Origin of the sequence: Winogradskyella sp. KYW1333 (assembly GCF_003335675.1) — a bacterium.
Lineage (GTDB): Bacteria > Bacteroidota > Bacteroidia > Flavobacteriales > Flavobacteriaceae > Winogradskyella.
In genome coordinates, this window is sequence record NZ_QPHL01000008.1 from 42064 (window position 1) to 65429 (window position 23366).

The 23366-nt window shown below is 32.3% G+C and carries 23 protein-coding genes and 1 other RNA gene; 12 read left to right on the plus strand and 12 right to left on the minus strand.

Going from position 1 to position 23366, the window contains the following annotated elements; all coding sequences use genetic code 11:
• Window positions 1–942 (plus strand): glycosyltransferase family 2 protein, encoded by a 942-nt coding sequence (locus DUZ96_RS00465; RefSeq protein ID WP_114299366.1) that lies wholly within the window; start codon window positions 1–3, stop codon window positions 940–942.
• Here the strand turns inward: DUZ96_RS00465 and DUZ96_RS00470 are convergent.
• The gene (locus DUZ96_RS00470; protein WP_114299368.1) at window positions 922–1332 is read right to left on the minus strand and encodes an FdtA/QdtA family cupin domain-containing protein; all 411 of its coding nucleotides are present in this window, start codon (window positions 1330–1332) and stop codon (window positions 922–924) included. The two genes, DUZ96_RS00465 and DUZ96_RS00470, sit on opposite strands and share 21 nt — an antisense overlap.
• 2 nt (window positions 1333–1334) lie before the next feature.
• The gene (locus DUZ96_RS00475; RefSeq protein ID WP_114299371.1) at window positions 1335–2429 is read right to left on the minus strand and encodes a glycosyltransferase; all 1095 of its coding nucleotides are present in this window, start codon (window positions 2427–2429) and stop codon (window positions 1335–1337) included.
• 25 nt (window positions 2430–2454) lie between these two features.
• Between DUZ96_RS00475 and DUZ96_RS00480 the strand changes: the two genes are divergently transcribed.
• Window positions 2455–3609 carry a glycosyltransferase gene (locus tag DUZ96_RS00480; protein ID WP_114299373.1) on the plus strand — a complete coding sequence of 385 codons (1155 nt, stop codon included), beginning with the start codon at window positions 2455–2457 and terminating at the stop codon, window positions 3607–3609.
• Here DUZ96_RS00480 and DUZ96_RS00485 read toward each other — a convergent pair.
• The 8 genes from DUZ96_RS00485 to typA all read right to left on the minus strand — a co-directional run bounded on the left by DUZ96_RS00485 (window position 3590) and on the right by typA (window position 13412).
• Window positions 3590–4774 (minus strand): O-antigen translocase, encoded by a 1185-nt coding sequence (locus DUZ96_RS00485; RefSeq protein ID WP_258774275.1) that lies wholly within the window; start codon window positions 4772–4774, stop codon window positions 3590–3592. The genes DUZ96_RS00480 and DUZ96_RS00485 overlap by 20 nt on opposite strands.
• Before the next feature lie 118 nt (window positions 4775–4892).
• Window positions 4893–6203 carry an O-antigen translocase gene (locus DUZ96_RS00490; RefSeq protein ID WP_114299375.1) on the minus strand — a complete coding sequence of 437 codons (1311 nt, stop codon included), beginning with the start codon at window positions 6201–6203 and terminating at the stop codon, window positions 4893–4895.
• The gene (locus tag DUZ96_RS00495) at window positions 6204–7301 is read right to left on the minus strand and encodes a DegT/DnrJ/EryC1/StrS aminotransferase family protein (protein ID WP_114299376.1); all 1098 of its coding nucleotides are present in this window, start codon (window positions 7299–7301) and stop codon (window positions 6204–6206) included. It abuts the gene before it with no gap.
• Window positions 7298–8146 carry a FemAB family protein gene (locus DUZ96_RS00500; RefSeq protein WP_258774276.1) on the minus strand — a complete coding sequence of 283 codons (849 nt, stop codon included), beginning with the start codon at window positions 8144–8146 and terminating at the stop codon, window positions 7298–7300. The genes DUZ96_RS00495 and DUZ96_RS00500 overlap by 4 nt, the downstream gene beginning before the upstream one ends.
• A gap of 127 nt (window positions 8147–8273) precedes the next feature.
• Window positions 8274–9758, minus strand: a complete 1485-nt coding sequence (locus tag DUZ96_RS00505; RefSeq protein WP_114299378.1) for a sulfatase-like hydrolase/transferase — start codon at window positions 9756–9758, stop codon at window positions 8274–8276.
• On the minus strand, window positions 9755–11137 hold the full coding sequence (locus tag DUZ96_RS00510) for a class I SAM-dependent methyltransferase (protein ID WP_114299380.1): 1383 nt from the start codon (window positions 11135–11137) through the stop codon (window positions 9755–9757). Before DUZ96_RS00510 ends, DUZ96_RS00505 begins: the two co-directional genes overlap by 4 nt.
• 1 nt (window position 11138) lies before the next feature.
• Window positions 11139–11336 (minus strand): hypothetical protein, encoded by a 198-nt coding sequence (locus tag DUZ96_RS00515; RefSeq protein WP_114299382.1) that lies wholly within the window; start codon window positions 11334–11336, stop codon window positions 11139–11141.
• A gap of 276 nt (window positions 11337–11612) precedes the next feature.
• Window positions 11613–13412 carry a translational GTPase TypA gene (gene typA / locus DUZ96_RS00525; RefSeq protein WP_114299386.1) on the minus strand — a complete coding sequence of 600 codons (1800 nt, stop codon included), beginning with the start codon at window positions 13410–13412 and terminating at the stop codon, window positions 11613–11615.
• Between the two features lie 194 nt (window positions 13413–13606).
• Here typA and DUZ96_RS00530 point away from each other — a divergent pair, with 194 nt between their 5' ends.
• Together DUZ96_RS00530 and kdsA are read left to right on the plus strand one after the other, a co-directional pair.
• A complete protein-coding gene (locus DUZ96_RS00530) occupies window positions 13607–13966 on the plus strand; it encodes a hypothetical protein (protein WP_114299388.1) in 360 nt (119 codons plus the stop codon).
• Window positions 13967–14026: 60 nt separating this feature from the next.
• Window positions 14027–14839: a 3-deoxy-8-phosphooctulonate synthase gene (kdsA, locus tag DUZ96_RS00535; protein ID WP_409010754.1), complete on the plus strand. Its 813-nt coding sequence runs from the start codon at window positions 14027–14029 to the stop codon at window positions 14837–14839.
• 32 nt (window positions 14840–14871) lie between these two features.
• Here kdsA and DUZ96_RS00540 read toward each other — a convergent pair whose 3' ends face one another.
• Both DUZ96_RS00540 and DUZ96_RS00545 read right to left on the minus strand, forming a co-directional pair.
• Window positions 14872–15225 (minus strand): hypothetical protein, encoded by a 354-nt coding sequence (locus DUZ96_RS00540; RefSeq protein ID WP_114299392.1) that lies wholly within the window; start codon window positions 15223–15225, stop codon window positions 14872–14874.
• Window positions 15226–15443: 218 nt separating this feature from the next.
• Window positions 15444–16649 (minus strand): NAD(P)-dependent oxidoreductase, encoded by a 1206-nt coding sequence (locus DUZ96_RS00545; protein ID WP_114299426.1) that lies wholly within the window; start codon window positions 16647–16649, stop codon window positions 15444–15446.
• 132 nt (window positions 16650–16781) lie between these two features.
• Here DUZ96_RS00545 and ssrA point away from each other — a divergent pair.
• From ssrA to DUZ96_RS00580, 8 genes are all read left to right on the plus strand, one after another.
• Window positions 16782–17175, plus strand: a transfer-messenger RNA (tmRNA) gene (ssrA, locus tag DUZ96_RS00550).
• 165 nt (window positions 17176–17340) lie between these two features.
• Entirely contained in the window at window positions 17341–17520 is a 180-nt protein-coding gene (locus tag DUZ96_RS12820; protein WP_181855202.1) for a hypothetical protein, read from the plus strand.
• 168 nt (window positions 17521–17688) lie between these two features.
• Window positions 17689–19251, plus strand: a complete 1563-nt coding sequence (locus DUZ96_RS00555) for a type I restriction-modification system subunit M (protein ID WP_114299393.1) — start codon at window positions 17689–17691, stop codon at window positions 19249–19251.
• Between the two features lie 118 nt (window positions 19252–19369).
• A complete protein-coding gene (locus DUZ96_RS00560) occupies window positions 19370–20635 on the plus strand; it encodes a restriction endonuclease subunit S (RefSeq protein WP_114299395.1) in 1266 nt (421 codons plus the stop codon).
• A 1-nt stretch (window position 20636) separates the two neighbouring features.
• Window positions 20637–21881, plus strand: a complete 1245-nt coding sequence (locus DUZ96_RS00565) for a restriction endonuclease subunit S (RefSeq protein ID WP_114299397.1) — start codon at window positions 20637–20639, stop codon at window positions 21879–21881.
• A 36-nt stretch (window positions 21882–21917) separates the two neighbouring features.
• Window positions 21918–22460, plus strand: coding sequence for a hypothetical protein (locus tag DUZ96_RS00570; protein ID WP_114299399.1), 543 nt, complete (start codon window positions 21918–21920; stop codon window positions 22458–22460).
• Window positions 22450–22917 carry a helix-turn-helix domain-containing protein gene (locus tag DUZ96_RS00575; RefSeq protein ID WP_114299427.1) on the plus strand — a complete coding sequence of 156 codons (468 nt, stop codon included), beginning with the start codon at window positions 22450–22452 and terminating at the stop codon, window positions 22915–22917. The genes DUZ96_RS00570 and DUZ96_RS00575 overlap by 11 nt, the downstream gene beginning before the upstream one ends.
• The gene (locus tag DUZ96_RS00580) at window positions 22917–23345 is read left to right on the plus strand and encodes a hypothetical protein (protein ID WP_114299401.1); all 429 of its coding nucleotides are present in this window, start codon (window positions 22917–22919) and stop codon (window positions 23343–23345) included. The genes DUZ96_RS00575 and DUZ96_RS00580 overlap by 1 nt, the downstream gene beginning before the upstream one ends.
• Window positions 23346–23366: the final 21 nt, after the last annotated feature.

The window sequence follows — 23366 nt, forward strand, 5'->3', positions numbered from 1 at the left end:
ATGCCTTTTTTTTCAGTAATCATACCACTTTATAATAAGGAAGACTACATTAACGAATGTTTGGAAAGTGCTTTGAATCAAAGATTCAATGATTATGAAATTGTGATTGTTAATGATGGGTCAACTGATAAGAGTGTACAAATCGTTGAAGGATTTAATTCTGACAAAATCACATTATTTCATCAGGATAATCAAGGTGCGAGCAAAGCCAGAAATAAAGCCGCCTCTCTTTCAAAAGGACAATACCTTGCATTTTTAGATGCGGACGACATATGGAAACCAAACCACCTCGAATGCTTGGATGAAAGTATTAGAACATTTCCCAAAAGTGGAATTTACGCCAATAATTATTTTATAAAGCACAGCAATGCATTTACAGCACCAGCTAAGCTTAATATTCAAATTAATACGAACAAACCCATTATTCTTGAAGATTTTTTTGAAGCAAGTCTTAAAGAAACTGTTGTTTGGACATCGGCAACAGTAATAGAAAAAAATAAATTTATGTCCTATGGTATGTTTAATACTGCTTATCCAACCGGTGAAGATTTAGATCTATGGATAAGAATAGCATTTAAAGAACCTATAGTTTTTCATCCAAAACAGACAATGATTTATAACAAATCAATTAAAAATAGTTTAGGTAAAATTGAAGATAATGACGCTAGATTTATTTTGTTCGAATCCTTTAAAGAATATGAACAAAAAAACAGTAGCCTTAAAGCCTATTTAGATTTGAAAAGGTATGGTCTCGCATTGAGAACAAAAATAAATGGTGAAAATAAAATCTATAAGGATACTCTAAAAACTATTGGTTTTGAAAATCTCAATATGAAACAGAAACTATTATTAGGCACACCTTCTAGTCTACTTAAACTACTTAATAAGATAAGACCTGTTATTATTAAAAACAGTTTGTATTTAAGAATTTTTAAAGGCTAGGAAATCACTATATTTTCTTATGTAATCTTCTTCATTGTACTCTGCAGAAGCCAATACCAAGCAAACACAACCAGAAGAAAAATTATCTATTTCTCGCCATATTCCAGGAACAATAAATAAGCCTTTATGAGGTTTATTTAGGTTTATAATTCTTGTATTGTCACCATCCTTTATATGCACATCAAAACTACCAGAGAGCGGAATAATAAGTTGATTTAATTCTTTGTGTGCATGACCGCCACGAAAAGCATCGGAAGGCACATCATACAAATAGTAAACCCGTTTAATATCGAAAGGAATGGTATTACCTTCAATAACAGCTAAAAGCCCTCTTTCATCATGAACTCTAGGAATTTCAATTATTTCTACGTCTTCTATTTTCGAATTCATATTTAAGATTCAATTAAATTCTGCCACTTCAATGCTATCGCTTCCATTGAAAATGACTCAACACTGCTCCTTGCTTTATCACAACAGCTAAGATATAACTTTTCATCCTCTACAAGTAAATCCAATCCTTCTGCTAATGCTTTTGAATTGTGATTTTCGACCAGAATACCATTATATCTATCTAATAATACACCATCTTCATAATTATCATATTTTACACTTACCACAGGTTTTCCACAGGCCAATGACTCCAAAACTGTCATAGGAAATCCCTCATAGCGACTACTTAACACAGTAAATTTTGAGTTATAAATATGATTAAAAGGATTACTTGAAAATGGAAGTAAAATTACTGATTCTGTAATTCCTAATTTCTCCATTTTAGATAATATTTTATCCTTATCCTTACCGTTGCCCATTAGCACTAACTTAATTCCACGCGAGCTTAAATTTGATTTATGATAAGCATCTAATAAGAGTGATAAGTTTTTTTGCTCATCCTCAAATCTTCCGTACCAAAACACAAAGGGAGTACTCAGGTTTACAGGTTCATCCTTATATCTATCAATATAGTTAAAATCAACCGGATTGTAAATAGTTGTAATATTCTTAAATCTATATTTTTTGAATATTAATTTTTCAATTTTATCCGAAACTGATACAATGGCGTTAGATTTTTTATAAACAATTTTAGTTAACCATTTAAATGGAGGAAAATACAGATTTATTGCGTGATTGTGAACTATGTAAATTGTATTTTTTGGGTAAATAAAAGCAGAGATAATATATTCAGAAAATGGTTTTATCCTAACTCTATGATCTATAACAAAGTCTATTTCATTTGCTTTCAAGAATTTCCTTAACAGCAATAGACGATTAAGTCTACCAAAAATGGTATTATTTTTCTCTTTAATTTCGCCAAGATTGAATAAAGTTCCTTTGTAAGGATAGGAAATACTATTTAAAACAGTTACGATAAATACTTTGTAACCCAAACTTTCTAACATAAAAGTTTGTAAGGAAGCTACTCTATCTGCACCACCTTCACTTAGTGAACGAGTGATAATACATATTCTTTTTTTATGATTACTTTGCATATTAATTTGATGGTAAAGATATTAAATGAAAGTTTTACTTTTTGGAGAATACAATAGAGCCCAATGGAATATTAAAAAAGGTCTTGAAAAACTTGGCCATGAGGCCATAGTAGTGAGTATGAGAGACGGATTCAAAAAAGTTGATGTGGATATTGAAATTAAAGATCCTTACACATCTTATCCACTTAAAAAGCTCAGAAATTTATTAATTAAAGTACTTGGGTTTGATATTTCTGCCCACAGCATAAAAAAACAAATTAAGAATAAGAAAAAACAACTTTCAGGTTTTGACATTGTGCAACTCATCAATGAAGCACCATTTGATTTTAAGAGACATCACCAAAAAGAAATATTCGATTGGTTAAAAGATTGGAATGAGGAAGTATTTCTATTATCGTGCGGATTAGACTATCCCAGTGTAAAGTATGCTTATGACAAACAATTTAGGTATTCAATTCTTACCCCTTACTTCGAAAATAAAGGAAATAAAAAGGACTTTTCACCTGCATTAAGTTACATAACTGAAGAACATATAAACTTGCATAAACATATTTTTAAACATATTAAGGGAGTTATCTCAAATGATTTAGACTATCACCTTCCTTTAATTGGATACAAAAAGTATTTAGGCATGATTCCTCACACGATTAATACCTCTAAACTTAAGTATTCCAAACCTAAAATTAATGGCAAAATCGTCATTTTTCATGGCATAAATACTTACAATTATTACAAAAAAGGTAATGATATTTTTGATAAAGCTTTGAATCTCATAAGAGCCAAATTTAGGGATCAAGTTGAAATAATTGTGACTAGAAATCTTCCTTATAAAAATTATATTGAAAGCTTTGATAGAGCACATATCCTATTAGATCAAGTATATGCTTATGATCAAGGCTTCAACGCTCTTGAAGCCATGGCAAAAGGAAAAGTGGTTTTTACAGGTGCAGAAAAAGAATGGGAAGACTATTTTGATGTAGAAAAAGATACGATAGCAATTAATGCCTTACCAGATGAACAAAGTATTGCCTCTAAATTAGAGTGGTTAATTAACAATCCTGACGAAATTGAAAAGATTTCGGAGAATGCAAGAATATTTGTAGATCAACATCACAATTATATTGATTGTGCCAAGCAATATCTTAAAATTTGGTCTAATGCTATAAAGCATCAATCTTAGACTGTCTCTTGTAGTATATCTGAACAAAAATAATCACAACGATTAGATATATTATATACCTCACAAAATGAGCAATTACAACTCCTTCCGTACCATAAATGTCAATAAATATCTTGGTAAGCACATAAAATAAAACCAAAGAAATTAACTCTGTAATCACAAAGCTTTTCACCAATTTCTTAGCCAAAAATTGATAAGCTAAAACCAAAGCACACAATCGTATAAAATCACCCAAAAGTTGCCATTTAAACAAGGGTTCCATTCCTAAGAAATTTGGATAAATCAATTCAATAATATAATTGCGTAACAGATATACCAATACCATACCAACAAAGAAAATTGGCAATATGGTCTTATAAATATTAATCACCTCTTTATTAAAATCTACACGATTATATATACTTGCGAATCTTGGTAAAACATATAGTGTAAATAAACCTGTCGCAAAAACCATATAGTTCTTTGAGATAAAGTTTATAGCTGTCCAGTAACCTGCTTCATTAATATTTATATCTTCAGTTACAATGGTCCTAATTTCTAACTCAATAAAGTTTATGAGAAAAGCCGAGACAAAAGACATTAAAGTAAATGCTAAAAGACTATTTCTGTAACCTAAATTGAGCTTGAAATTCTTAAATTTCACGTAACGATTTAGAGTTTTACCAAATATTAATATCAACGTTACTAATTGTATGATTGGAGCAATAGCAATAGCAATTATAACACCATCTAGATTATTGGTATAAAGCCCAATTACTAACACTAATGAAGCTAATAAATAACTTATCAGCTCAATTTTTGCATACTTTTTATAATCAGACAATCCACTGACAACACCGCTTATAATTCTACTAAAAGCAATAAAGGGAACTATAATCGCCAAAAGTTTAAACACATATGAATATTCAATTGAATCAAATACATATCGTGTAAAATATTCTGCTCCATTAAATAAAACCAAAAAAGAAATTACTGACCCAATGATTAGAAATACTGTAGCGTTTGAAAAGACTTTGGTAAGTTCAGATCGATTATCTTTAAATTCTGAAACATACTTTACAATACCACTAAAGGTGCCAAGTGTTGAAGTACTCGACAGCATTGCAAGTATATTTCTAATTTGTCCAATATTGGCAATACCTGCTTCACCAACTGTAACAGCCAACAACCTTTGTATAAAAACCGAGACAATAAGCCTTATAAAAATTACAACGGCGTTTAAAGAGGTTATCTTTAAAACAATATTATTTTTGATAAAGCCTGGGAGTTTCAATATTTCTAATTTAGCTTTCTTTTACGTCTTCATCCGAAAGTACACCGAACAAAGAACTACCAAAAATTAGTAATATTATTCCGAAATGCATAATATAACTTAAACAATGACCCATTACGGCACCTTTTAAACCATAGAGATCAATAAAATAGATACTGGTAAAATAAATGATTACAAACAAAAATATTTCAAGGACAATGAAATGTGCAAACATTTTTTTCGCTAAGAATTGATAAGCTATAACCATGGATAAAACCCTCATAAAATCACCCAAAATTTGGTAACCGAATAATTCTTCTACGGGTTGAAAATCTTGCGTAAATAAAAGACTTACTAATAAGGACCTACTCAAATATATAACCAATAGAATTAGGGCAAAAATTGGCATTATGGTTTTATAAAAACTAAACACCTCTTTTCTAAATTCTTTCTTTGTATTTATTTCAGCAAATCTTGGTAATATATACAGTACCATCAATGAATTAATAAACATCAAATAATAATCAGAAACACGATTCATTGCCTGCCAATAGCCTGCTTCTTTTAATCCAATTTCTGTAATTAAATAATTTCTAATAATAATTAAGACAATAGGAATGGCTATTGAAGAAACCAATGCCATAATCATATATGGGCTTAGATTGTTTAATACTGAAAAACTAAAATCGGATATTTTTAGATAGTTCATTAAGTTCTTCCTGTATAGTATACCTACAATAGAAATTAAAAGGTTTAACGCTGGTGCAATAACCACAGCCACCAAAGCCCCATCAATATTATCTTGCCATATCAATAAAATAGTTACTAAAAGACCAAGAACTTGCCCAATAATATTGATTATGAATAGAATTTTATACTTCGAAAAACCATTCATTATGGCAAACACAAACATGTTTAATGCATAAAATGGCAATACAATTGCAAGTATCTCTATGACGTAGGTGTACTTGTAATTACCTTGAAATATTAAGCTATTAATATATTCGGCATTATAATAACATAAAAATGCCAAAAGCATTGAAGCGAAAAAGCCTAAGTAAAATACCGTAGATAATGTTTTACCAAGCTCAATAGAATTATTCTTAAACTTATCTATAAACTTTACTACCCCTTTGTAGAGACCTGCAATTGCAACAGATTGAACTGCGCTAAGAAAATTCCTCAAGTTACCGATAAGAGCCATTCCCTCAGCTCCAATAAAAACTGCGATAAATTTTGAGACTAAAATTCCGGCAATAATCTTAACACTAATATTAGCCGTGTTAAGGCTAGCTGCCTTATTTAAGACTTCTGTATTTATATAATCGAAAAATTTCTTCAATTAATACGTGTTTAGGGCGTCAATAACGCTTTTTACTTCCGCATTGGTCATAATGGGACTTATCGGCAAACTTATCACTCTTTGATGAATCTTCTCAGTAATTGGCAAATTTAATTTGGAATAAACTTTCAATGCTTCTTGTTTATGAGGTGGAATTGGGTAATGAACCAACCAACCTATTTCATTTCTATCCAAATATTGTGAAAATTGAACTCTGTCTTCCACTTCTACCACAAAGGCATAAAAAACATGATCGTTACTATTATTATAGCTAGGTAGTTTAATCTTTGAATTTTTAATTTCTCTTAAATACATTTTAGCAATTTCTTGCCTTCTTTCATTATCCTTATTTAGAGATTTTAATTTTATTGATAAGAATGATGCCTGTAATCCGTCAAGCCTGCTATTAAAGCCAACGATTTTATTCTGATACTTTTTCTCACTACCATAATTGGACAACTTCCTCACAACATTTATTAGTTGTAAGTCATTAGTCACAACTGCTCCGCCATCACCAAGTGCACCGAGGTTCTTACTTGGATAAAAACTAAATGCACCAGCATCAGCTAGGTTACCAGCCCTACCCATTTCACATGAGGCACCATGAGCTTGTGCAGCATCTTCTATTAACAAAATATTCTTTTTGTCAACCATTTTCTTAATGGTTTCTACATCAGCTAATTGACCATATAAATGAACAACTATAATAGCTTTTATTTCTTCGTTTAAGATTGACTTTATCGCTTTAGATGAAATATTATAACTATCTCTATCTGGCTCTGAAAATACGGGAATTAGACCTGAATGGATTACGGAAAGAATGGTAGCGATAAATGTATTAGCTGGCACAAGTACTTTATCACCTTCATTTAATTGACCTAACTCTATATATCCCTTCAATATTAAGGTTAGAGCATCTAAACCATTTCCTGTACCAACACAATACTTTGCGCCACAATAATCACTAAATTCGTTTTCGAATTTTGTCACGCTTTTTCCTAAAATAAATTGTGATTCCTTTAGACTTTCACTTAAGATTTCATGAAACTGATTTCTAAATCTGTCGTTTATTTTATGTAGGTCTAGAAAGGGTATCATACTAAAAAAATTCTTAAAATATTCTGCTTATACTCATTGCAACCTAGTTCTATTTTTTGTCTCATCAAGCCTATATTATATCCTTCTGGATATGATTTATCCATTATTGTTCCCATTGAAAAAAAACTTTTCCCTTCAGCTTTGTATTTATGAATTAGATCTATAAATAAGTATTCCAATGCGCGCTCCGTTTCACCTAAAGCTGTTGTTGCTCCATATTGCGATTTCACAATCTGTCCTTTATCAAAAATAGTAATACCTGCCAATATTTGGCCTTTCAAATAGATATTAAACTGCTTTATTTGATTATTAAATCTAGATTTTAATAACGAAATCTCCTGTAATGTGTGAACAGGTTTAGTGTTATGTCTATCTTTTAATCGTGGCACCAGAACCTGATTCCAAAATTCATCAAAATTGTCCTCTTCCTTAATTTCAAACCCTTTGTCCTTATTTTTTCTATAATGTTTTAATTTGGTTTTATGTATGCTTAAAGGCTTGTTGTAGTCAATAGCTAAGACCTTATTGGCACCAATAATAGTTGCAGTATCATCTATCAATGCATTAAATACATAATGGGATAAATCACATTGGTAAAATGTTGGTAATTCTCTGATTTCTATAAACTTAAAACCTGCATCCTTAAGAAAAGTTAATAATGCATTTACAACAGCTTTGATACTTTCAACATCTAAGTCTTTCCTTGTGATTAATCCACCATATGTTAGACCTTGGTGTGAAATAAGTTCATCAGTACTTTTATTAGCCGGCAATACAGCAACTATGTCATTTTCCTTTTTTACCATTAACGAAAAGTCAACAAACCTATCGCTATGGTAGTCCATAAAATTTCGATTAAACAAAAATGTACCTTCTTGAGAATTCTCAATAAAGGAATTCCATTCGGAAGCCTTTTCATTGGTATATTTTTCTACTAGTATAATTTAGTTATGAATTTAATAAGCTTAATTTTCAATCTAATATATTTACCACATTACCTTTTCCGTCAATTGATTTAATTACATCTTTATAACCTAAATTATTTAATTTAAGATTATAACTAGAATCATCCTCCAAATTATCTAGGTACTTTGGATTTTCACTTAATGTTGCAAAAAGCACTCTAAATATATTGACATTAGATTTTAAATCTTTGTCATAACCCTCAGATAGATTTCCATTCCATTTTATGGCAGCTATGTTTGAAAATATAGATTTTATTAGTTCTGGTTTCTCATTAGAAAATAGGTCATTAAAACTTCTTAACCCAACCCAACCACCATGGTCAGCTAATATAATGATTATTGAATTTTCGTCATTATCTGAAATATATGTTACAATATCCTTAAGCCAAACATTAACTTCCTCAATTCGGCTTAAATACCTTAATCTTTCCGCATCGATTGATTCATCAGTATTGTAGAAAGCAACATGATGGGGTAATAATTTTTCTATAAAAAAGAACTTGGGGTTCCTATCTTCAGGCTTAAATACTTTTTTAAAATCTTTATAAACATCTCTAACTTCGCTTCCTCCTGTTGTCAGATATGGAAAATCACTCTTTTTAATGTTATAATAATCGTAAATCTTCTGCTTTTTGTTTTGTTGAAAATATTCATCTTCTGCGATAAAATGTGTCTGGTATCCATTGTTGTTAAAAATGGAAACCACTGGATTATTGGTTGAGATTATCTCTCTTCCATTTGCCATTTCAATTTTTGGAAACAACATTTCAGCGAACTTATGTTGTTTCATTGCGAATAACGAGGCATTTGAAGTTAAACTGGCAGGATAATTACTTCTAAATCCATTATAAACCTTATATCCATTAGTCTCTAACCAACTAAACAAATCACTTTTTGCACTATATGGTGAAGAGGCAAACATTTGTTCAGACACATATCCGTCTGGTTGGATCATATAAACGTTGGGTGTTTTCTTAAATTTAACATTTTCTATTTCATCAGGTTGTTTTATCCATGTATCTGGCTTAATATCTTCATAAGCATGTATAAGAATTCTTAACATTGATAAACCCGAAAACAACAATAGCATCACTATGATTTTCTTATAAAGTTTTCTAGGTTTGAAGGGTATTAATTTCCACAATACAACAAGTGCAAGCAATAAAAAAATACGTTTTAAGGTAGAATTAAAATAAGTATGTGTTAAAAAGAAAATAACACCTATAACTAAAAACCAAAATAAAGCGTGTCCCTCATGTTTATGTAATTTCTTATTGGTTTTAAAACACAAATAATAAACTACGTATAAGCCCACCAAAAATACGGTTAAACATGCTAAAAAAAAGAGCAGATGTGAAATTGAATTTAAAGCCCAATAATTATTGGCAACATAAAAGAGAATTGGAGTAATTCCTATTGCAATAAATGCGAGGATTGGTGACTCATGTTCACTGTCTATAAATGCAAGTATTTTTTGTTTTAGATTATTCAAGCTTTAATCTTCATTAAATACATAACCCGCTCAGAGCTCTTTACTTCAAGCTTTTCGATAATATCAAAATATGTAGAATATGATTTTTCAAAATTAGCAATGTTGTAAAAATCAAAATACGATTCAAATTCTCCTTTGGCCCTTAACAATCGTTTAACCCAAGAGTCATTTCGATTTGGAAACTCAATAATTAAATCCTTTGAAAAAATACTAAAAAACTTCGCGGATTCTATAAAAGGGACATTACCAGATAATGACATATGATGAATAACCGCTAAAGCCATAGTAACATCGGGTGAATATTGTTTAATTCGCTCTAAAAACGAACTTCGTTCTTTATTGTTCAAGCCAATTGCAGGTGATGGATTTAGTACATCAAGAACAAATGGTAAAATGTCCTTTTCTTTGTTCTTCTTCATTGTAAGATAATTGATATCTACTGCATTGTTATCAATATCACATACAAGGTTTTCTTCAATTTTGTAATCAATGAACCTTACAAATGTCCCATCGTTTCCTCCTATATCAATTAACTTCGTAGGATTCAAGTTATTTATCCAGCTATTAATTATTGCAGATTTATGCTTAAATGCCTCGTCTGAATAGTTTGTTTTATCGTAATAATCAGACCATTCGGTTTGACCTTTTAGCTTTAAGTTTTTAATATAGCCATATAAGCTCTCAATAATATTGAGTAATCCTTTTTTAGACAATTCCTTAACCTTAGTCTCGCCTTCATAATCAGTATTGTGTTTACTTTCTAGCTTAGCCAAAAGATGGATATTACTAAATAAGATAGGATTCAGCTTCGTTCTTTTAGGTAGCATTGAGCTAATTAAGGTAACTGGTATTCCATCAATAAAATTGCTCATTAATTTTAACTGATCTGCACCATGATAATGCGCTAACACAAGAGGTCCAAAAAAATGCGTTATAAACTGCTTGTAAGCTCGCCAAGGTTGATTTCCTTTATAAAAATCAAAACTCAAAGTATCAATAAATATGGCATTCCCTTTAAGAAACGTAATATTGAAGGCCGAAGCATCTTTGAGTGTAAACCCTCTTTCCAAGGCATATTTCTGAATCTTCAGAGTAAGAAGTGCCGCCTCTTTGTACATGTTAAAACTCCATTCATAAGGATAAGTTATAAATGGAATATGCTCTGGCTGAATTATAATTTCATTTTCTGAAATCGATAATTCTTTATGCGAAATCAATAAGGAGTTTCGAAATAGACTTTTATAAAAACCAGAGTTTTTAAGTTCTTTATATTGATTAAAATAAATAGTATTTATTACCCTTTTTATTACGCCATTATCTAAAAAAATGTAACCTGAAGGATCTCTAAATGAAGAAGAATGAAGTTCTTTAGAATCCACTTTACTTTGTATTGTCTACATCAGAATCTTTAACATCAATATCATCAAACACATCATCTTCCATTGGCTTAGCTAAACCCAGAAACAGTTTAATTTTATACATCAAATTCTTAGAAAATAAAACTATACCTGCAACAGCCGCCACAATAGCTTGGATTATCATTGCCCCTAAACCTGGATCGAAATAAAGAAAATACATTTAACTCGTTTTTGTAAATATAAAACTTCTATTTTTTATTAGTAGTTAAATAATAAATATTAACGGTTAAAATAGCAGCATTAGCTATAATAATAGGAAGACCTATCCGTATGCTTGGCATTAAAAATCCATAAAGAATAAACAAAATACAACCGGTCATATTCACTATTCTCAACTTTTTAACTTCTTTCATAGTGAACGACAGTAAAACTATAAATGAGGCCAAATAGCCTATGTATTCAGTGACAGTGATACCAAATAACTCCATAAAATGGATTAAATATTTTTTGAACGCTTACGATCTACTTCTTTTAATAAAATCTTACGTAATCTTAAGTGATTTGGTGTTACCTCAACATATTCATCTTTCTGAATATATTCTAAAGCTTCCTCTAATGAAAATTTAATCGCAGGTACAATTTTAGCCTTATCATCTGCACCAGCGGATCTTACATTACTCAATTTCTTGGTTTTGGTAACATTAACAACCATATCGTCTCCACGTGAGTTTTCACCTATTACTTGACCTTCATAAATATCTTCTCCTGGATTAACAAAAAACTTACCACGATCTTGTAATTTATCTATAGAGTAAGGAATTGCTTGACCATTTTCCATGGATACTAAAGAACCATTTTGTCTTTCTGGAATCCCACCTTTTAAGGGTCTATATTCCGTAAATCTATGTGCCATAATAGCTTCGCCTGCAGTTGCTGTTAAAAGCTGATTTCTCAATCCTATGATTCCACGAGATGGTACTATAAATTCACACACCATTCTATCGCCTTTGGCCTCCATAGTCAGCATTTCACCTTTACGCATGGTTACCATTTCAATGGCTTTTCCTGAAACCGTTTCTGGTAAATCTATAGTCATTTCCTCAAAAGGTTCGCACTTTACACCATCAATTTCTTTAATGATAACTTGTGGTTGTCCTATTTGAAGCTCATAGCCTTCACGACGCATAGTTTCAATTAAAACCGATAAGTGCAATACACCACGACCAAAAACCATAAACTTATCGGCACTGTCCGTTTCTTCCACGCGCAGTGCTAAATTCTTCTCAAGTTCTTTAGTTAAGCGTTCTTTAATATGTCTAGAGGTAACAAACTTACCATCCTTGCCAAAAAATGGAGAATCATTAATGGTGAATAGCATACTCATAGTTGGCTCATCAATGGCAATAGTTTTTAAGCCTTCTGGATTCTCTAAATCCGCAACAGTATCTCCAATTTCAAATCCTTCTAAACCTACAATAGCACAAATATCTCCAGCTTGAACTTCTTCAACTTTTTTACGCCCTAATCCTTCGAACGTATGCAGTTCCTTAATCTTACTTTTAACAATTGAACCATCTCGCTTTACTAAAGAAATTTGCTGATTGGCCTTTAAGCTACCTCTAGTCAATCTGCCAATAGCTATTCGTCCTGTAAAAGATGAAAAATCTAAAGAGGTAATAAGCATTTGCGTGGAGCCTTCAGAAATTTTAGGTTCTGGTATATGATCAATTACCATATCTAACAATGGCTCAATATTATCAGTTGGCTGTTGCCAATCTTCACTCATCCAGTTATGCTTCGCAGATCCATAAACGGTAGGGAAGTCTAATTGCCATTCCTCTGCCCCAAGTTCAAACATTAAATCAAACACCTTTTCATGCACTTCATCAGGAGTACAATTTTCTTTATCAACCTTGTTTATGACTACACATGGCTTAAGTCCTAAATCAATAGCCTTTTGAAGTACAAATCTTGTCTGTGGCATAGGCCCTTCAAAAGCATCAACTAACAGTAAAACACCATCCGCCATATTTAAAACACGCTCTACCTCACCACCAAAATCGGCGTGACCAGGCGTATCGATAATATTTATCTTGGTATCCTTATAAACAACTGAGACGTTTTTAGAAGTTATTGTGATTCCTCTTTCACGTTCTAAATCATTATTATCAAGAATTAAATCACCTGTGTTTTCATTCTCGCGAAACAGTTGGCAATGGTACATTATCTTGTCTACCAAAGTAGTTTTACCGTGATCTACGTGTGCTATAATTGCAATGTTTTTAATCTTAGTCATAACTGATGCTGATTTTAAGCGTGCAAAGGTAAGTCTAATTAGCTGTAAATCGTTAATTATATGTTATTATTTCATTTACAAGCAATTTGGATTCGTAGCTTTCGTTATTCATCTGATTAATAGTAAAAAGCCTGCCTAACACCAATAACTAATGTTTAGTATTTTATATCTGAACTCTCAACAATTTATCACAGATGAAAGCAATTAGTAAATACACTCGTTTTATCCCTTATTTATATTTTATTTCGGTAATAATTTATTGGTTTACATATACCAATAGAACAGAAGGGATTTCTGCTTATCCCATTTTATTATTTGGAATTCCTTTTATATGGCAACTTATTAAACCAAACAGAAATCTCAACTTCTCCTTAGGAATTATTTTTGTTTGTGTCTCCTCATACTTAATATTGGCCTATGGATTGGCATTACTCAATATTGTTAACTGGTTTGGAGCTACAGCTTCATTTTTTACAAGTATTGGACTATTTATTACGGGTAGTTTTGTAATGGCACTATGGATGATACGCAATAGTATTCAGAAGCAATTTTAACTTCAAAATGTTTTAGGCATTAAAATATTATCTTTGTAACTTAATATTAAGTCAGTTGCTTTGATAACAATTCCTAAAATAAAACATTCAGATTCTAATAATTTCTTTCTTTTATGTGGTCCTTGTGCTATTGAGGGAGAAGATATGGCGTTACGTATTGCAGAAAAAGTCATTTCTATTACAGACAAACTTGAAATTCCTTATGTTTTTAAGGGTAGTTTCAAAAAAGCTAATCGTAGTCGTGTTGACAGCTTTACTGGTATTGGAGATGAAAAAGCACTCAAAATATTAAGAAAAGTATCGGAAACTTTTGATACTCCAACTGTTACTGATATCCATGAAGTATCTGATGCATCAAGAGCAGCGCAATATGTTGATGTTTTACAAATTCCTGCATTCTTAGTAAGACAAACTGATTTAGTAGTTGCAGCGGCAAAAACAGGCAAGGTTGTCAACCTTAAGAAGGGCCAGTTTATGAGCCCAGAAGCCATGAAGCACGCTGTACAAAAAGTGAAAGATACTGGAAATGAAAATGCATGGATTACAGATCGTGGTACCATGTTTGGCTACCAAGATATGATTGTAGATTTCAGAGGTATACCTACCATGCGACAATTTGCACCAACAGTATTAGATGTTACCCATTCGTTACAACAACCAAATCAGTCCATTGGTGTCACAGGTGGTAGACCGGAAATGATTGAAACTATTGCAAGAGCCGGTGTCGTTAATAATGTTGATGGTCTTTTCATTGAAACACATTTTGACCCTTCTAATGCAAAAAGTGATGGAGCCAATATGTTGCATTTAGACAATCTAGAAAAATTACTCACTAACCTTGTGGCTATTAGAAAATTGGTTAACTCTTTTTAGACTTTTTTATTTAGTTATATACGTTAGAAAAATCAAAACAATCGTAATAAACCAATAATCAAAAGTGAAATCCCTATTAAAGCCTTGAAAGGCATTAACTGATCAGATAGTTTTCTCAATGTAGTCTCTAATGATGGTACTTTTCCAAAAACATGGGTAAGTAATAATATACCTCCTAATAGGCTTAAAGTACTGTAGATAAAACTACTCCTAAACGTTATTAAGGGTAAAATAATTAAAATACCACCAATAGCAGTTTGAAAAGGCTCTAAAGCGTCTGCAATTTTATTAAAAAAATTACTCTCACCGTCCAATTGATCTAAAGTTGCGATTCCTAATAAAATACCACCTGTAATTTGGGCAATGGATAAAAGAATTCCAATCATAGTATATGAATTAATAATATAAAAATAAGAAAATGAAAGTCAATAATATGTCTTGTATGACAATATGTAGATCTGATAAAACATAAAATAGCAATATTATATATTTTAATATTATCTTCTGAGATATATAAGAATGGTTATTAAAATACCTCAATAGCACTTCAAAGAATAAGACTGAAACCCTAATAATATAAGCTGCAGAAAAAGCTGTTAAATAGTTATTCCTTACCCTCTACAAAATCTTGTAGGTAACCAAATTTTTTTGTCAGCTTACCGTTTTCAGTAATTTTTGCACGTTTTAGTATTTCATTTTCGTCATTATCAAAAAACGAAGGCAAAACATGCTCAATAAATGTTTTACCAAATCCTTCACTCGCATCCTTTGGCAATTCACAAGGTAGGTTATCTACAGCCATAACAGTAATTGCGCTCTTTGCATCAAAAGCAACCTCAGTTTCAGAAATTGGATCATAACCATAAAATGGGTCTTCAATGGTTGATGATCTTATGGTACTGGCAACAGGACCATCAATATCACAGGAAATATCAGCAACTAGATTAATTCTAAAATCTGGGTGCCTTGCATCCTCTCTAGTAAACAAATAAGGCGCATTATTGCCATAAAAATGACCAGCTATAAAGAAATCGGTTAGTTTGGCATAAGGCATAAAGTTACTCTCATAGCCTGACGGATCTTTATAAAATGCCAATCTATCACCTACTTTACCATCAGATCTTTTGGCATACTCCAATACATCAACTCTACAATAAACAGGCTCCTTAAATTCACAGGTTAAGTATAAAGCATCACTAACTTCTTTAATCCCTAAATGATCAAGAATTTCTTTAGCTCCCTTTGCCACTTTACCTGTACCAGACAACAAGATTTTAATATTTGGTAATTTAATCGTATCCAACACCTCTTTTACCTCATGTAAATCTGCAAGTGTTTCTACTTTAGGCAAGTTGAACAAACCATCTCTAATTCCAAGTGCCCTAATGCCATTATAAGCTCCAACCAAACCAGCATAACGACCAAAGCCTATTAATCTATAACCATTTGACCCAACAATTGTCTCGTGATCATACAACCGTATATTATTATTCAAAATTGCCTTTAATAATTTTCTATTATAAGGTTGCTTTTTAATGGTATGCGAAAAGAAAAAGTAGTCTTTATTAGCAACTAAAAAATCTAAAGGCACTTCTTTTACACCTATCATAACATCTGCATCAGAAACATCATTGGTAACTTCGAAACCGTATTTTCTATATTCCTCATCTGAAAATACTCTAATATCCGAAGATTCAATAACAAACTCAGCCTCAGGAAATCGTTTTCTTGCCTCATCTAGTGTTTCAGGAGAAAAAACAACACGTCTATCAGGCGGGTTTTTACGTTCTTTTATGATGGCAAATTTCATACTTAATATTTTAAAACCTAACATAATTGTCAGGGAATAGATTTGGAATAATTTTTGCTCAAAAATACTTGGATTTAAGCCGTTACACAACTTTTTTTGTAACTTCGCCATCCTTTTTTAAGATTATCATTTGGGGTCGACTGGTTTTGACAGCGAGATGAATTAAATGGTAAGCACGTCGTGTAATGGCATTGAAACACGTTAAAGGCTAGACCAAATTTTAAACGGCGAGAATAACTACGCTTTAGCTGCATAATCTGAATTATAGTAAGATTGGCCTAGGCTCACAAGGTGAGCAAGCTAAATGTCTCCAGAAAGCCTTGGTTAATGGCGTTCTTTTTTGAGGCATCGTAAAAATTAACTAAGATTAGGTAATGCTTTGATGCCTTTTCGAGATTTAGAAGCTAAGTTTTAAGTAGGTTGTCTTTAACCAGCTTAAAGTCGAAAACCTAAGAATAGACTAAGCGTGTAGAAAGCTATTTGGTTACTTGTTTGGACGAGAGTTCGATTCTCTCCGACTCCACCACACGGGACAAACTCATGTTTTTTGAGATTTGTCCCTTTTAATTTTCATCTAACTCCTTGTCTATCTGTAAGATATACCTCAACACATCATTGATTCTTGCAGTTCGACATTTTTTTTCCATCAAATTCTATTTTTTCTGGAAAAATAGAACTTATCAACTTCTTTTTGTGCGTAATAGCACTGTTGGTAGAAGTTGAGAAATATAAAAGCCGACTAAAAATTGCAGAGTCATTAATTGGATCAGGAAGACCAAAAGAAAACAATAAGAAATCTTTAATAACCCCGACATCTGTTGGTATGACTACTATTATAGCAGTGGTGATATTTGGCAGAAGATTTAGTTAAAAAGTAATCGAAAAATAAGATGTTTTTAGTTATATTGAACCCACTATTTTAGTAACTATGAGCGTTATAAAAGGAGATAACTTAAAATAAAGACGTTATAAAGTTTTTGCTATGCTAAAAACTTAACAAAACTATAATTTGGGACCAACTCAATTATTAAAAAAATAAATGACAGAACAAAAACAACAATTAGAACAACAACTCTGGAACATCGCCAATACCTTAAGAGGGAAGATGGATGCTGACGATTTTAGAGACTACATATTAGGATTCATTTTTTACAAATATTTAAGTAAAAAAATGGAACTCTATGCCAACGAAATTTTAGAACCCGATAATTTAAAGTTTAGAGAACTAGAAGGACACGCGCAAGAATCAGCCTATTTAGAGGCCATGAAAGATGCGGCATTAGATAAACTAGGATATTTTCTGCTACCGTCCGAGCTCTTTTCAGAACTAGCAAGACGCGGCAACGCAGGTGGTGTGCATCAATTTATATTGGGCGATTTAGCCAAAGTGCTCACACACATTGAGCAAAGCACGATGGGTTCTGAAAGCGAAGAAGACTTTGGTAACCTGTTTGAGGATTTAGATTTAACCAGTTCAAAGCTCGGTAAATCAGAGAATGATAAAAACGAACTCATTGTAAAAGTACTCTCGCATTTAGATGAAATTGATTTTGACATCGCTAATACCGAAAGTGATTTACTAGGTGATGCATACGAGTACCTCATTGGGCAATTTGCTTCTGGAGCAGGAAAAAAGGCAGGAGAATTCTATACACCACAACAAGTATCTAAAGTACTGGCAAAACTGGTAGCGCATGGCAAAGACAAAATAAAATCGGTTTACGATCCTACCTGTGGATCAGGTTCGTTATTGTTGCGTGTAGCTAAAGAAGTAGATAATAAGGGCATACAATTCTTTGGGCAAGAAATGAACCCAACGACTTATAACTTATGCCGAATGAATATGATTATGCACGATGTGCATTACAAACGCTTCGATATTAAAAACGAAGATACACTAGAAAAACCACAGCATGAGGATATGCGTTTTGATGCTGTAGTGGCTAATCCGCCATTCTCAGCGAAGTGGAGTGCGAGCCCATTACATATGAGTGATGATCGTTTTTCGGCTTATGGTAGACTAGCACCAAAATCGAAAGCCGATTTTGCCTTTGTGCAGCACATGATTCATCAATTAGCCGATAACGGAACCATGGCTTGCGTTCTACCTCACGGCGTATTGTTTAGAGGAGCAGCCGAAGGACACATCCGTAAGTACCTCATAGAAGACCGCAACTACCTCGATGCCGTAATTGGTTTGCCAGCCAACATCTTTTACGGAACCAGTATACCTACCTGTATTATGGTCTTGAAAAAGGAGAGAGTTAATAAAGACAACATCCTGTTTATAGATGCTAGCCAACATTTCGAGAAAGTAAAAACACAAAACTACTTGCGAGAAGAAGACATCAATCTTATTATTGATACCTACACCAATCGCACTACAACAGATAAGTACAGCTATGTAGCCACACTGCAAGAAGTGGCAGAAAACGACTACAACCTAAACATACCTCGTTATGTAGATACCTTCGAAGAAGAAGAACCTGTAGACCTGGCAGCCGTTGCTCAAGAGCTCAAAGCCATAGATACAGACATGGCCACTACCGATGCCACCATAGCCGATTACTGTAACCAACTAGGCATAGACACACCTTTTTAATGGATAGATTAGATTACATATTATTTGGGCACGCCCCAGAGGGTCAGGCTATCACTACTCGCTATCCCGATAAAAATCGGGATGAGCTCAAACAAACCGTTCTATCCTTCGTGCAACTATGAGTACCGCAACAACACATATCAAAACTGATAAGCAACTCGTTCCCGAATTACGATTCAAGGAGTATGAAGGGGATTGGAGTGATAATAGATTAAGAAATTTATTAAGTGAAAAAATAGCAAATGGTGAAACCGTAGAAAAAGCAGATTTTGGTATTGAAGAATCCAATTTTTACTTGGTTCAATTAAATGATTTGTTTAAATCTTCTGTGGAATTAGATGTTGCTGAATTGATGAAGGTTAAACTAAAACAGAATGCAAAAAGTCTAAGTCTTAACGATGTCATAATCAATAGAGTGTCAATAAATCCTTCTGGTGTAGCGAAAACATCTATTGTAGCAAAACTTCCTATTGGATTGAATACAAGTTTTGAATCGAATATGTTTAGAGTGAGATTTCAAACTGAAAGTATAGACCCGTTGTTCTTTTGTTGCTTCAGTTTGTCTAGTTTTTATATTAAACAAAAACTTGCTTTGGCAAAAGTTACTAACCAAGCAAGTTTAAGTCAAGGTGATATTGGTTTTATAAAGATACCATTCCCATCCCTTCCCGAACAACAAAAAATAGCATCCTTTTTAAGTGCGGTAGATGAAAAAATCCAGCTGCTCACCAAAAAGAAGGCATTGTTGGAGCAATACAAAAAAGGCGTAATGCAACAACTCTTTTCTTATGAAAAAAGACTTTATGAAGGTGAATTAAGAAAAGGAAACTTAGGTGATTTCGGGTTCTTCTATTATGGTAAAGGTGCTCCCAAAACTTCAATAGTTGAAGGTGCTCCAACACCTTGTGTTCGTTATGGAGAATTATACAGCACTTTCAAGGAAGAGATAAAAGAAATCAAATCTTATACTATTGTAGATCCTAAAGATTTAAAACTAAGTAAAGGTGGAGAAGTATTGGTACCGCGGGTTGGAGAAGATCCTTTAGATTTTGCAAATTGTAGTTATTTGCCATTTCCAAATGTTGCTATTGGAGAAATGATATCGGTCTACAATACTGATGAAGATGGATTGTTTATGACATATTATATAAATGCAAGACTTCAGAAGCAATTAGCTCGAATGGTTGAAGGAGGTAATGTTTCAAATCTTTATTTCCGTTATGTCGAAAAAATAGAAGTTGAAATTCCTTGTGTTGAAGAACAACAAAAAATAATCGGCTTCTTATCGAGTATCGATACCAAAATAGAAGCAGTAAATAATCAAATAACCCAAACCCAAACCTTTAAAAAAGGGCTGTTGCAGCAAATGTTTGTAGCCGCATAATATGCAAGAGGTCAAAGAACATATCGCCACCAAAAAACTAGTTCCTCAACTCCGCTTCAATGAGTTTGATGGGGAATGGGAAAGGAACTATGTAAATGAATTGGCATCAAAATTAAAAGTTGGATTTGTAGGAACTTGTGAGCCATACTACACGACTAGTGAAGAAGGTGTTTTACTTGTTAGAACTGGTAATTTAAAAGGAGTACATATAGAGCTTGATGAAGAAAAGTACGTTACAAGAGCATTTCACGATAAGAACAAGAAATCTCAAATTTATCCAGGAGACCTTTTGTTAGCTAGGCATGGAGGTAATGGAGAAATATGTAGGGTTCCTGAAGATTTTCCAACTGCAAACTGCCTAAACATTGTAATTTTAAGAACTAATTCTGAATTGAAAAGTGAATATTTTCAATTGGTTTATAGCTCCTTTGCTGTTCAAAAACAAATTAGTGCTGTAACTGCTGGTAGTACCCAAGTAGTTATTAATACTAAAGAAATCGGGAAATTAAAAATTGTGTACCCATCCCTCCCCGAACAACAAAAAATAGCCTCCTTTTTAAGTGCGGTAGATGAAAAAATACAGCAGCTCACCAAAAAGAAGGCATTGTTGGAGCAATACAAAAAAGGCGTAATGCAACAACTCTTCTCTGGCCAGCTCCGCTTCAAAGACGAAAACGGAAATTCCTACCCAGATTGGGAGGAAAAACGATTGGGGGAGTATTTAATTCATAAATCTACTCGTAATAAAGACTTGAGTGTTGAATTAGTATTAAGTGTGAGTAATAAGAAGGGCTTTATAAGTCAAGAGGAGCAATTTGATGGATATGAAGTTGCAAGTAAAGATGTTTCCAATTATAAAATTGTTGATAGAGATGATATAGCATACAACCCTTCTCGTATAAATGTTGGCTCTATTGCTCGTTTAATAAACTTTGAACAAGGTATTGTAAGCCCTATGTACGTTATCTTTTCTCTTAAGAATGGTTTGAATAAGATATTCTTTGAAAATTTATATAACACTCATCGTTTTAAGCATTTAATCAAGGTTGGTTGTTCTGGTAGTGTTCGTGATAGTTTAAATTTTGATGATTTATGTGACTTTGAATTTAAGTTTCCATCAATTGAAGAACAACAAAAAATCGCTAGGTACTTATCGAGTATCGATACCAAAATAGAAGCAGTAAATAATCAAATAACCCAAACCCAAACCTTTAAAAAAGGGCTGTCGCAGCAAATGTTTGTATGAAAATTATATTAAAAGTAAACCTGTAAGTTGATTTTTATGAAAATTGTTGATATATTTGCAAAGAAATTATGTTCCATTGCCTATAAGAAAGAAGGTAGTCAAGAATACGATGATTGCGAATATAACAGGTTACTTGAATTGTGGACAGATGTTAGTTATCTGAGACAATATGCAAAACAAAATAATGTTGAAAACATTAATAAGTTCGTTCGAGATAGGCTAAGAGATGCCGAATTGATAGATGACTTTTTAAATGACTTAACAGAAGAAAATGAACCACTTGATATTTACTTCAAGCAATTAGACAACAATGAGACGGGATTTAAATTACTATCATTACGTAAAGGTAAAACTTCTAAATACGATGGTTTAAGATTGTATGCAATTAAAATTGATAATGATTGTTTTTTAATTACGGGAGGTGCTATTAAAATGAGCCGTAAAAATAAAGATCATCATGATACCAGAGAGGAAATGAAAAAAATTGAAAAGGTTAAAGCTTTTTTGCAAGAACGTGGAGTAATAGATCTTGAATCGTTTTATGAATTTAGAACAGAAATTGAAACCAATGACAAATAGCGAAAAATTTAAAAGCTTAATTTCTAAAGAAAAAACAGCTACAGTTTCAAGAAATAAAGAACGCATTAAAAATCGAGCAAGATTAAGAGAATCTCAAGAAATTGCTTTAAAGGTCCTTACTAAATTAGATGATTTAGGTTGGTCTCAAAGGAGATTAGCTAAGGAATTGAATGTGTCGGCTCAACAAGTAAATAAAATTGTTAAGGGTAAAGAAAATCTAACTTTAGAAACACAAGTAAAACTGCAACAAGCACTTGATATTCCTATTCTAGCAAGTTATTATGAAAATAAAATTGAAGAGTTTTCGTTAGAATATTTTTTCAATTTTGATGTGTCAATAAGTAAACTTATTACCGATCAAGGATCTTCATTTTTTAGACAAGAGTTTAAAGAGGTTTTTAATTCTAAACCTAAACTAATTGTCGAGAGTGAATCAAATTATCAATTAGCATCATAATGGGAGATAATAAGATAGGATTTGCATTAGTGGGTCTTAAAACTGAACAATTTGCTACTTTAGAGGATTACTATACTCCAAAAGCAAAAACAGAATTAAAAACAGGCCTAGAATTTAAATTTAATAAAGAGCAAAAAGTTATTGCTGTTTATGTTACCACCATCTTTGAACAAAAGAAAAAAGCATTTTTAAAACTACAAGTAAGTTGTCATTTTAATATTTCAGATGATTCATTTGATAGATATTGTGATGATTTAAAAATCATTTTCCCAAAAGGTTTCATAACTCATATAACAATGATTTCAATTAGCTCTGTTAGAGGAGTATTACATGCTAAAACAGAAGGAACAGAGTTCAATAAATATTTGTTACCCACATTGGATGTTACCAAAATGGTAGAAGAAGATATTGAATTTGATATCAAATAATGATATCCTTTGATCTAGTTC